Here is an 11,605-nt window from a genome sequence, read left to right as displayed (position 1 = left end):
TCTTCAGTGTGAAAAAAGCCGTGAAAAGCCAACGACCTGTAAACCTAGACCTAAGGACCATCAAACTCCCCATTACCGGCGTTACGTCATTTCTTCACCGTGTTTCCGGCATCATCCTCTTTCTGGGCCTGGGCATCATGCTGTACGCATTGAGCCAATCCCTGAGCTCCGAGGAAGGTTTCGCCGAGGTGAAGGCATGCCTGACCAGTCCGCTGGCCAAATTCGTGGCGTGGGGCCTTCTGTCCGCCTTGCTGTATCACCTGGTTGCCGGTGTGCGCCATCTGATCATGGACATGGGCATCGGTGAGACGCTGGAAGGCGGAAAACTGGGCTCGAAAATCGTTATCGCCATTTCCGTGGTGGTGATCGTTCTGGCGGGAGTTTGGATATGGTAACTAATGTCACGAACCTGTCGCGTTCGGGCCTCTATGACTGGATGGCGCAGCGCGTATCTGCGGTCGTTCTCGCGGCTTACTTCATCTTCCTGATCGGCTATCTGGTGGCGCACCCTGGCATCGATTATGTCCAGTGGCACGCTCTGTTCTCCCACAACGCGATGCGGATCTTCAGTCTGCTGGCCCTCGTTGCCCTGGGCGCTCACGCCTGGGTCGGCATGTGGACCATTGCCACCGACTACCTGACGCCGATGGCGCTGGGCAAGTCGGCGACTGCAGTTCGTTTCCTGTTCCAGGCGGTATGCGGCGTCGCGATGTTCGCTTACTTCGTCTGGGGTGTGCAGATTCTCTGGGGTATCTGATTCATGGCTAACATTCCAACGATTTCCTTCGACGCCATCATCATTGGCGGTGGCGGTGCCGGCATGCGCGCAGCGCTGCAGCTGGCTCAAGGCGGCCACAAGACCGCTGTGATCACCAAGGTCTTCCCGACCCGTTCGCACACTGTATCGGCCCAGGGTGGCATCACCTGCGCCATCGCCTCGGCCGACCCGAACGATGACTGGCGCTGGCACATGTACGATACCGTCAAGGGTTCCGACTATATCGGTGACCAGGACGCTATCGAGTACATGTGTCAGGAAGGCCCGGCTGCGGTCTTCGAACTGGACCACATGGGTCTGCCGTTCTCGCGTACCGAAACCGGCCGTATCTACCAGCGTCCGTTCGGTGGCCAGTCCAAGGACTACGGTAAAGGTGGCCAGGCCGCCCGTACCTGCGCCGCTTCCGACCGTACCGGTCACGCGCTGCTGCACACCCTGTATCAGGGCAACCTGAAAGCCGGCACCACCTTCCTCAACGAGTGGTACGCGGTCGACCTGGTCAAGAACCAGGACGGCGCGTTCGTCGGTGTGATCGCGATCTGCATCGAAACCGGCGAAACCGTCTACATCCGTGCCAAGGCCACCGTACTGGCCACCGGCGGTGCCGGGCGTATCTACGCCTCCACCACCAACGCCCTGATCAATACCGGCGACGGTATCGGCATGGCCCTGCGTGCCGGCGTGCCGGTGCAGGACATCGAGATGTGGCAGTTCCACCCGACCGGCATCGCCGGCGCAGGTGTACTGGTTACCGAAGGCTGCCGTGGTGAAGGTGGTTACCTGATCAACAAGCACGGCGAGCGTTTCATGGAGCGCTACGCGCCAAACGCCAAAGACCTCGCCGGTCGCGACGTTGTGGCCCGCTCGATGGTCAAGGAAATCATTGCCGGTAACGGCTGTGGGCCGAATGGCGACCACGTGATGCTCAAGCTCGACCACCTGGGCGAAGACGTACTGCACAGCCGCCTGCCAGGCATCTGTGAACTGTCCAAGACCTTCGCTCACGTCGATCCGGTCGTTGCACCAGTACCAGTAGTTCCAACCTGCCACTACATGATGGGCGGCGTTGCCACCAACATTCATGGCCAGGCCATTACCCAGAACGCCGACGGCGTCGACACCATCATCGACGGGCTGTTCGCGGTCGGTGAAGTGGCGTGCGTATCGGTTCACGGTGCCAACCGCCTGGGTGGCAACTCGCTGCTCGACCTGGTGGTATTCGGCCGTGCGGCCGGCCTGCACCTGGAAAAAGCCCTGAGCGACGGTATCGAATACCGCGACGCCAGCGACACCGACGTCGACGTCGCGCTGAACCGTCTGAACAAGCTCAACGAGCGTACCGACGGCGAAGACGTGGCAACCCTGCGTCGCGAGCTGCAAAGCTGCATGCAGAACTATTTCGGTGTGTTCCGTACCGGCGAATACATGCAGAAGGGTATCGAACAGCTGGCTGGCCTGCGCGAGCGTATCGCCAACGTCAAGATCAACGATAAGTCCCAGGCCTTCAACACCGCGCGTATCGAAGCGCTGGAGCTGCAGAACCTGCTGGAAGTCGCTGAAGCCACTGCAATCGCTGCAGAAGTGCGCAAAGAGTCCCGCGGTGCCCACGCCCGTGAAGACTTCGAAGACCGTGACGACGAAAACTGGCTGTGCCACACCCTGTACTTCCCGGGTGAGAAGCGGGTTACCAAGCGTGCAGTCAACTTCGCGCCGAAAACCGTACCGACGTTCGAGCCTAAAGTCCGGACTTACTAAGGGTGGCCACTATGTTGAAAGTCGAAGTTTATCGTTACAACCCCGACACCGACTCGGCACCTAAGACTCAGGTGTTCGACGTCGATACCGGCGGCAAGGACCTGATGGTTCTGGATGTGCTGGCACTGATCAAGGAACAGGACGAAGGCTTCTCCTATCGTCGTTCGTGCCGCGAAGGCGTGTGCGGTTCCGATGGCATGAACATCAATGGCAAGAACGGCCTGGCCTGCATCACTCCGCTGTCGGCGGTGGTGAAGAAGAACAAGCTGGTCGTGCGTCCGTTGCCTGGCCTGCCGGTGATCCGTGACCTGGTCGTCGATATGAGCATCTTCTACAAGCAGTACGAGAAGGTGAAGCCATTCCTGCAGAACGACACGCCGGCTCCGGCCATCGAGCGTCTGCAGTCGCCTGAAGAGCGCGAGAAGCTGGACGGTCTGTACGAGTGCATCCTGTGCGCCTGCTGCTCGACTTCCTGCCCTTCGTTCTGGTGGAACCCGGACAAGTTCCTGGGCCCGGCCGCACTGCTTCAAGCTTATCGTTTCCTGGCCGATAGCCGTGACACCAAGACTCAGGAGCGCCTGGCGTCCCTGGATGACCCGTTCAGCGTATTCCGCTGCCGCGGGATCATGAACTGCGTCAACGTTTGCCCCAAAGGTCTGAACCCGACCAAGGCAATCGGCCACGTACGTAACATGCTGCTGCAAAGCGGCACCTGATTCTAAAAGTGTTGTACCCGTAGTACACCGAGGTGCGGGCACTTGCCCGTACCGAGGTGCAACTTGAGTGACGGTCAAAAGCCGACACTTTTACCTATGAAGATATGAGACCAGCAGGGGCGTCCGGGCTGGTACCCGGTAAATCTGCGGAACTCTCGGTGGCTTGGTTCAGTCGCTGCACACGGACTCAACTCAGCTTGCTGTGGTTCTTGCCGATCGAGGCCCCTAACCGAGGGTGACCAAGCATGCAAGAAAGCGTGATGCAGCGCATGTGGAACAGCGCCCACCTTTCCGGTGGTAACGCTGCCTATGTGGAAGAGCTCTATGAGCTCTACCTGCACGACCCTAACGCTGTGCCAGAAGAGTGGCGCACTTACTTTCAGAAGTTGCCCGCCGAAGGCAGCACTGCCACCGATGTATCGCACTCGACGATCCGCGACCATTTCGTATTGCTGGCAAAGAACCAGCGCCGCGCCCAACCGGTTTCCGCCGGTAGCGTGAGCAGTGAGCACGAGAAGAAGCAGGTTGAAGTGCTGCGACTGATCCAGGCCTACCGTATGCGCGGCCACCAAGCCGCGAAGCTCGACCCCCTGGGGTTGTGGCAGCGCCCTGCGCCAGTAGACCTGTCGATCAATCATTACGGCTTGACCAATGCCGATCTTGATACGACCTTCCGTGCCGGCGACCTGTTCATCGGCAAAGAGGAAGCGAGCCTACGCGAAATCTTCGACGCTTTGCAGCAGACATATTGCCGCACCATTGGCGCCGAGTTCACCCACATCGTCGACTCCGAGCAGCGCAGCTGGTTCCAGCAGCGTCTTGAGAGCGTGCGTGGGCGTCCAGCGTTCTCCGCCGATATCCAGAGCCACCTGCTCGAGCGCATCACTGCGGCCGAAGGTCTGGAGAAGTACCTGGGTACCAAATACCCGGGCACCAAGCGTTTCGGCCTGGAAGGCGGCGAAAGCCTGATTCCGATGCTCGACGAGCTGATCCAGCGTTCCGGTTCCTACGGTACCAAGGAAGTGGTCATCGGCATGGCTCACCGTGGTCGCCTCAACGTGCTGGTCAACACCTTCGGCAAGAACCCGCGCGAGCTGTTCGACGAGTTCGAAGGCAAGAAGAAGGTCGAGCTCGGTTCCGGTGACGTCAAATACCACCAGGGCTTCTCGTCCAACGTGATGACCGCAGGCGGTGAAGTTCACCTGGCCATGGCGTTCAACCCGTCTCACCTGGAAATCGTTTCGCCAGTGGTCGAAGGCTCGGTACGCGCCCGTCAGGACCGTCGCAACGACAGCGTGGGTGACAAGGTTCTGCCGATCTCGCTGCACGGTGATGCTGCATTCGCCGGCCAGGGCGTGGTCATGGAAACCTTCCAGATGTCGCAGACCCGCGGTTTCAAGACCGGCGGTACCGTGCACATCGTGATCAACAACCAGGTTGGTTTCACCATCAGCAACCCGCTGGACTCGCGTTCCACCGAGTACTGCACCGACGTCGCCAAGATGATTCAGGCGCCGATCCTGCACGTCAACGGTGATGACCCGGAAGCGGTGCTGTTCGTGACCCAGCTGGCGGTCGACTACCGCATGCAGTTCAAGCGTGACGTGGTCATCGACCTGGTCTGCTACCGTCGTCGCGGCCACAACGAGGCCGACGAGCCGAACGGCACCCAGCCGCTGATGTACCAGCAGATCACCAAGCAGCGCACCACTCGCGAACTGTACGCCGACAGCCTGATCCAGGCCGGTCGTCTGGACGCCGAGCGTGTGCAGGCCAAGATCGACGAGTACCGCAACGCGCTGGACAACGGCCTGCATGTAGTGAAAAGCCTGGTCAAGGAGCCGAACAAGGAACTGTTCGTCGACTGGCGTCCGTACCTGGGCCACGCCTGGACCGCGCGTCACGACACCCGCTTCGACCTCAAGACCCTGCAAGAGCTGTCGGCCAAGCTGCTGGAATTGCCAGAAGGCTTCGTGGTTCAGCGTCAGGTCTCGAAGATCTACGAAGATCGCCAGAAGATGCAGGCCGGTGGCTTGCCGATCAACTGGGGTTACGCCGAAACCATGGCGTACGCCACCCTGGCCTTCGAAGGTCACCCGATCCGCATGACGGGTCAGGACATCGGTCGTGGCACCTTCTCGCACCGCCACGCGGTGTTGCACAACCAGAAAGACGCCAGCACCTACATCCCGTTGCAGAACCTCTACAAGGGCCAGCCACGTTTCGACCTGTACGATTCGTTCCTGTCCGAAGAAGCGGTACTGGCCTTCGAATACGGCTACTCGACCACCCAGCCTAACGCGCTGGTGATCTGGGAAGCCCAGTTCGGTGACTTCGCCAACGGTGCGCAGGTGGTTGTCGACCAGTTCATCACCAGTGGCGAGCACAAGTGGGGCCGTCTGTGCGGTCTGACCATGCTGCTGCCGCACGGTTATGAAGGGCAGGGCCCTGAGCACTCCTCGGCGCGTCTGGAGCGTTACCTGCAACTGTGTGCCGAGCACAACGTTCAGGTCTGCGTGCCGACCACCCCGGCTCAGATCTACCACCTGCTGCGTCGTCAGGTCATTCGTCCGCTGCGTAAGCCGCTGATCGTACTCACGCCCAAGTCGCTGCTGCGCCACAAGCTGGCCATCTCGACCTTGGAAGAACTGGCCGAAGGCTCGTTCCAGACCGTCATCCCGGAAATCGACAGCCTCGATCCGGCCAAGGTGACACGCCTGGTTCTGTGCAGCGGCAAGGTCTACTACGATCTGCTGGAAAAACGCCGTGCCGAAGGTCGTGAAGACATCGCCATCGTGCGTATCGAGCAACTGTATCCGTTCCCTGAAGACGACCTGGTCGAAATCCTTGCGCCTTACACCAACCTGAAAAACGTTGTGTGGTGCCAGGAAGAGCCAATGAACCAGGGCGCGTGGTACAGCAGCCAACACCACATGCGTCGCATCCTGAGCCGTCACAACAAGGACCTGGTCCTCGAGTACGCCGGTCGTGACGCCTCGGCAGCACCTGCCTGTGGTTACGCTTCGATGCACGCCGAGCAGCAGGAAAAACTGCTGCAAGATGCCTTCACCGTTTAATGCCATCGCGCACTTGAAACCGAATTTAAGGAACCACTGATAATGGCTATCGAGATCAAAGCCCCTACTTTCCCGGAATCGGTTGCCGATGGCACCGTTGCCACCTGGCACAAGAAGCCGGGCGAAGCCGTCAAGCGTGACGAGCTGATCGTCGACATCGAGACCGACAAGGTCGTCCTGGAAGTGCTGGCCACCGCCGACGGCGTGCTGGGCGACATCGTCAAGGGCGAAGGCGAGACCGTACTGTCTGACGAAGTGCTGGGTTCGATCAACGAAGGCGCTGCTGCCGCTGCTGCTCCGGCTGCCGCTGCTGGGGCACCTGCCCAGGCCGCTGCCGCTGCCGACGCCGGTGAAGACGACCCGATTGCTGCGCCAGCCGCACGCAAACTGGCCGAAGAGAACGCCATCGACCTGGCCAGCGTTGCAGGCACCGGCAAAGGCGGTCGCATCACCAAGGAAGACGTCGTTGCCGCCGTCGCCAACAAGAAGGCCGCGCCTGCCGCTGCTGCTGCCAAGCCGGCCGCTGCCGCTGCCGCTGCCGCCCCGGTCGTCGCCACGGGCGATCGCACCGAGAAGCGCGTGCCGATGACCCGCGTGCGCGCTACCGTGGCCAAGCGCCTGGTAGAAGCACAGTCGAACATGGCCATGCTGACCACCTTCAACGAAGTCGACATGACCGAAGTCATGGCCCTGCGTTCGAAGTACAAGGACCTGTTCGAGAAGTCCCACAACGGCGTGCGCCTGGGCTTCATGTCGTTCTTCGTCAAGGCCGCCACCGAAGCGCTGAAACGCTTCCCGGCCGTCAACGCGTCGATCGACGGCAGCGACATCGTCTACCACGGCTACGCCGACATCGGTGTTGCCGTGTCCAGCGACCGTGGCCTGGTCGTACCGGTTCTGCGCAACGCCGAGCAGATGAGCCTGGCTGAAATCGAAGGCGGCATCGCCACCTTCGGCAAGAAAGCCCGCGACGGCAAACTGTCGATCGACGAAATGACCGGTGGTACCTTCACCATCACCAACGGTGGTACCTTCGGTTCGATGATGTCGACCCCGATCGTCAACCCGCCGCAGGCTGCGATCCTGGGCATGCACAACATCATCCAGCGTCCAATGGCCATCAATGGTCAGGTCGTGATCCGTCCGATGATGTACCTGGCGCTGTCCTACGATCACCGCCTGATCGATGGCAAAGAAGCCGTGACGTTCCTGGTGACCATCAAGAACCTGCTGGAAGACCCGGCTCGTCTGCTGCTGGACATCTAAATAGACAGCTGCAGGTTGCGGGTGACCGGTTTGGGCCGGTTGCCTCGCGGCGTGCAGCGTGTGGCTTGAAGCTAAAAGGAATCTTTTATGACCCAGAAATTCGACGTGGTAGTGATTGGTGCAGGTCCTGGCGGCTATGTGGCTGCCATCAAGGCCGCACAGCTCGGTCTGAGCACTGCCTGTATCGAGAAGTACGTTGACGGCGAAGGCAAACTGGCCCTCGGCGGTACCTGCCTGAACGTGGGTTGCATTCCGTCCAAGGCGCTGCTGGACAGCTCCTGGAAGTACAAGGAAGCCAAAGAAAGCTTCAACCTGCACGGCATCTCCACGGGCGAAGTGAAGATGGACGTTGCCGCGATGGTTGGCCGCAAGGCCGGCATCGTCAAGAACCTGACGGGCGGCGTTGCCACCCTGTTCAAGGCCAACGGTGTTACCTCGATCCAGGGCCACGGCAAACTGCTGGCCGGCAAGAAAGTCGAAGTGACCAAGGCTGACGGCACCACCGAAATCATCGAAGCCGAGAACGTGATCCTGGCCTCCGGTTCGCGTCCGATCGACATTCCACCGGCTCCGGTCGACCAGAACGTCATCGTCGACTCCACCGGTGCCCTGGAATTCCAGACCGTGCCCAAGCGTCTGGGCGTCATCGGCGCCGGCGTCATCGGCCTGGAGCTGGGTTCGGTATGGTCGCGCCTGGGTGCCCAGGTGACTGTCCTGGAAGCCCTGGACACCTTCCTGATGGCTGCCGACACCGCGGTTGCCAAAGAAGGCCTGAAAACCCTGACCAAGCAAGGTCTGGACATCAAGCTGGGCGCTCGCGTGACCGGTTCCAAGGTCAATGGCGACGAAGTCGAAGTGACCTACACCGACGCCAACGGCGAACAGAAAATCACCTTCGACAAGCTGATCGTTGCGGTCGGCCGTCGTCCGGTGACCACTGATCTGCTGGCTGCCGACAGCGGCGTGACCATCGACGAGCGCGGTTTTGTGTTCGTTGACGACTACTGCGCTACCAGCGTGCCGGGCGTGTACGCCATCGGTGACGTGGTGCGTGGCATGATGCTGGCGCACAAGGCCTCGGAAGAGGGCATCATGGTTGTCGAGCGCATCAAGGGCCACAAGGCCCAGATGAACTACGACCTGATCCCGTCGGTTATCTACACCCACCCAGAGATGGCATGGGTCGGTAAAACCGAGCAAGCCTTGAAGGCTGAAGGCGTTGAGGTTAACGTGGGCACCTTCCCGTTCGCGGCCAGCGGCCGTGCGATGGCTGCCAACGACACCGGTGGTTTCGTCAAGGTCATCGCCGATGCCAAGACCGACCGCGTTCTGGGTGTACACGTGATTGGCCCAAGCGCCGCCGAACTGGTGCAGCAGGGTGCAATCGCAATGGAATTCGGCTCCAGCGCCGAAGACCTGGGCATGATGGTCTTCTCCCATCCGACCCTGTCTGAAGCGCTGCACGAAGCCGCGCTGGCAGTGAATGGCGGTGCCATCCACGTCGCCAACCGCAAGAAGCGTTAAACAATAAGAAACCACGGCGGACGGCCCGTCGTGAGTCTTGCGTGCATGACTCACCGCGGAAAGTCCGCCGGACTCGAACTCCCGGAGCATACCGGGGGCAAGCGGTCACAGGTGGCGCGGCACTCCCAAGGAGCGCAGCGCCGAAGCGCAGTACCTAACGAAGACGGTAATAAAGCATGAATCTTCACGAGTATCAGGGTAAGCAGCTGTTCGCTGAATACGGCCTGCCAGTTTCCAAGGGTTTCGCAGTCGACACCCCTGAAGCTGCAGCAGAAGCCTGCGACAAGATCGGTGGCACCGAGTGGGTTGTAAAAGCCCAGGTTCACGCCGGTGGTCGCGGTAAAGCGGGCGGCGTCAAGCTGGTTCGCAGCAAAGAAGACGCCAAGGCGTTCGCTGCCCAGTGGTTGGGCAAGCGTCTGGTTACCTACCAGACCGATGCCAATGGTCAGCCAGTCACCAAGATCCTGGTTGAATCGTGCACTGATATCGCTAAAGAGCTGTACCTGGGCGCTGTCGTTGACCGTTCGAGCCGTCGCATCGTGTTCATGGCTTCCACCGAAGGTGGCGTGGACATCGAGAAAGTCGCTCACGATACGCCAGAAAAAATCATCAAGGCCACTATCGATCCACTGGTTGGCGCTCAGCCATTCCAGGGTCGCGAGCTGGCATTCCAGCTGGGTCTGGAAGGCAAGCAGGTTGCTCAGTTCGCCAAGATCTTCGTCGGTCTGGCCAAGCTGTTCAAAGAGCACGACCTGGCCCTGCTGGAAGTGAACCCGCTGGTGATCAAGGCCGATGGCGATCTGCACTGCCTCGATGCCAAGATCAACATCGACGCCAACGCCATGTACCGTCAGCCCAAGCTGAAAACCTTCCACGACCCGTCGCAGGACGATCCTCGTGAAGCCCACGCTGCCAGCTTCGAGCTGAACTACGTGGCCCTGGAAGGCAACATCGGTTGCATGGTCAACGGTGCTGGCCTGGCCATGGGTACCATGGACATCGTCAACCTGCATGGCGGCAAGCCAGCCAACTTCCTCGACGTAGGTGGTGGTGCAACCAAAGAGCGCGTAACCGAAGCGTTCAAGATCATCCTGTCCGACAGCAATGTCGCGGCCGTACTGGTCAACATCTTCGGCGGCATCGTTCGTTGCGACATGATTGCCGAAGGCATCATCGGTGCAGTGAAAGAAGTTGGCGTCAAAGTGCCGGTTGTTGTTCGTCTGGAAGGCAACAACGCTGAACTGGGCGCTAAAGTACTGGCAGAAAGCGGTTTGAACATCATTGCGGCCACCAGCCTGACCGACGCTGCTCAACAAGTTGTAAAAGCTGCGGAGGGCAAGTAATGAGCGTCCTGATCAATAAAGACACCAAAGTCATCTGCCAGGGCTTCACCGGCTCGCAGGGCACTTTCCACTCCGAGCAAGCCATCGCCTACGGCACCAAGATGGTTGGCGGCGTGACCCCGGGCAAGGGCGGCACCACTCACCTGGGCCTGCCAGTGTTCAACACTGTGAAAGAAGCCGTAGAAGCCACTGGCGCCGATGCGTCGGTCATCTACGTTCCAGCTCCTTTCTGCAAGGACTCGATCCTGGAAGCGGCCTTCGGCGGCATCAAGCTGATCGTGTGCATCACCGAAGGCATTCCTACCCTGGACATGCTGGACGCCAAGGTCAAGTGCGACGAGCTGGGTGTTACCCTGATCGGCCCTAACTGCCCAGGCGTGATCACCCCGGGCGAGTGCAAGATCGGCATCATGCCAGGTCACATTCACTTGCCAGGCAAGGTCGGTATCGTGTCGCGTTCCGGCACCCTGACCTACGAAGCTGTGAAGCAGACCACTGACGCCGGTTTCGGTCAGTCCACCTGCGTCGGCATCGGCGGTGACCCGATCCCGGGCTCCAACTTCATCGACATCCTGAAGCTGTTCCAGGAAGACCCGAAGACCGAGGCGATCGTGATGATCGGCGAGATCGGCGGTTCGGCTGAAGAAGAAGCGGCTGCCTACATCAAGGCACACGTGACCAAGCCAGTGGTTTCCTACATTGCTGGTGTGACTGCCCCTGCGGGCAAGCGCATGGGCCATGCTGGCGCCATCATCTCTGGCGGCAAGGGTACTGCAGACGAGAAGTTCGCAGCCCTGCAAGACGCCGGTGTAAAAACCGTGCGTTCGCTGGCCGACATCGGCAAGGCCCTGGCCGAGCTGACCGGTTGGGAAGCCAAGAAGTAAGCTTCGGCTGACCTTCCAGCTTCAGGCAAAGGCCACCTTCGGGTGGCCTTTGTCGTTATGGGAGTGACCGCTGTTCCTGTGGGAGCTGGCTTGCCAGCGAAGAAGTCAACGCGGTTTTTTATGTAAAAGTCGGTCATCCACGCGACATGCCTATTCGCTCATCGGACAAGCACCCCTCTGGCAGTGCGTTTTGCCATCAAATTCGTTAACCTGTGCACTCATTTTGTGCCCGCACCCCAAAAGGGAGCGACACGCTAAACGG

Annotated in this window: 9 protein-coding genes; all 9 read left to right on the top strand. The window is 60.1% G+C overall.

The window, feature by feature from the left end; genetic code table 11:
- Nucleotides 1-8 precede the first annotated feature (8 nt).
- On the top strand, nt 9-395 hold the full coding sequence (sdhC, locus tag KUO17_RS21965) for a succinate dehydrogenase, cytochrome b556 subunit (RefSeq protein ID WP_088515660.1): 387 nt from the start codon (nt 9-11) through the stop codon (nt 393-395).
- Nucleotides 389-757, top strand: a complete 369-nt coding sequence (gene sdhD, locus KUO17_RS21960) for a succinate dehydrogenase, hydrophobic membrane anchor protein (RefSeq protein WP_119142975.1) — start codon at nt 389-391, stop codon at nt 755-757. The genes sdhC and sdhD overlap by 7 nt, the downstream gene beginning before the upstream one ends.
- A gap of 3 nt (nt 758-760) precedes the next feature.
- The gene (gene sdhA / locus KUO17_RS21955) at nt 761-2,533 is read left to right on the top strand and encodes a succinate dehydrogenase flavoprotein subunit (RefSeq protein WP_217977657.1); all 1,773 of its coding nucleotides are present in this window, start codon (nt 761-763) and stop codon (nt 2,531-2,533) included.
- Between the two features lie 11 nt (nt 2,534-2,544).
- Nucleotides 2,545-3,249: a succinate dehydrogenase iron-sulfur subunit gene (locus tag KUO17_RS21950; protein WP_163972621.1), complete on the top strand. Its 705-nt coding sequence runs from the start codon at nt 2,545-2,547 to the stop codon at nt 3,247-3,249.
- 245 nt (nt 3,250-3,494) lie between these two features.
- A complete protein-coding gene (locus tag KUO17_RS21945; protein WP_217977655.1) occupies nt 3,495-6,326 on the top strand; it encodes a 2-oxoglutarate dehydrogenase E1 component in 2,832 nt (943 codons plus the stop codon).
- A gap of 42 nt (nt 6,327-6,368) precedes the next feature.
- Complete coding sequence (gene odhB / locus KUO17_RS21940) at nt 6,369-7,592, top strand: 2-oxoglutarate dehydrogenase complex dihydrolipoyllysine-residue succinyltransferase (RefSeq protein ID WP_217977653.1); 1,224 nt, start codon at nt 6,369-6,371, stop codon at nt 7,590-7,592.
- Nucleotides 7,593-7,679: 87 nt separating this feature from the next.
- Nucleotides 7,680-9,116 (top strand): dihydrolipoyl dehydrogenase, encoded by a 1,437-nt coding sequence (gene lpdA, locus KUO17_RS21935; RefSeq protein WP_217977652.1) that lies wholly within the window; start codon nt 7,680-7,682, stop codon nt 9,114-9,116.
- A 176-nt stretch (nt 9,117-9,292) separates the two neighbouring features.
- Nucleotides 9,293-10,459: an ADP-forming succinate--CoA ligase subunit beta gene (gene sucC, locus KUO17_RS21930; RefSeq protein ID WP_043863134.1), complete on the top strand. Its 1,167-nt coding sequence runs from the start codon at nt 9,293-9,295 to the stop codon at nt 10,457-10,459.
- Complete coding sequence (gene sucD / locus KUO17_RS21925) at nt 10,459-11,343, top strand: succinate--CoA ligase subunit alpha (protein ID WP_003254203.1); 885 nt, start codon at nt 10,459-10,461, stop codon at nt 11,341-11,343. Before sucC ends, sucD begins: the two co-directional genes overlap by 1 nt.
- Nucleotides 11,344-11,605 lie beyond the last annotated feature (262 nt).

The organism is Pseudomonas aegrilactucae (assembly GCF_019168305.1).
GTDB lineage: Bacteria > Pseudomonadota > Gammaproteobacteria > Pseudomonadales > Pseudomonadaceae > Aquipseudomonas > Aquipseudomonas aegrilactucae.
Note: the sequence above shows the minus strand (reverse complement) of the source record. Positions and strands in the feature narration are given on the sequence as shown.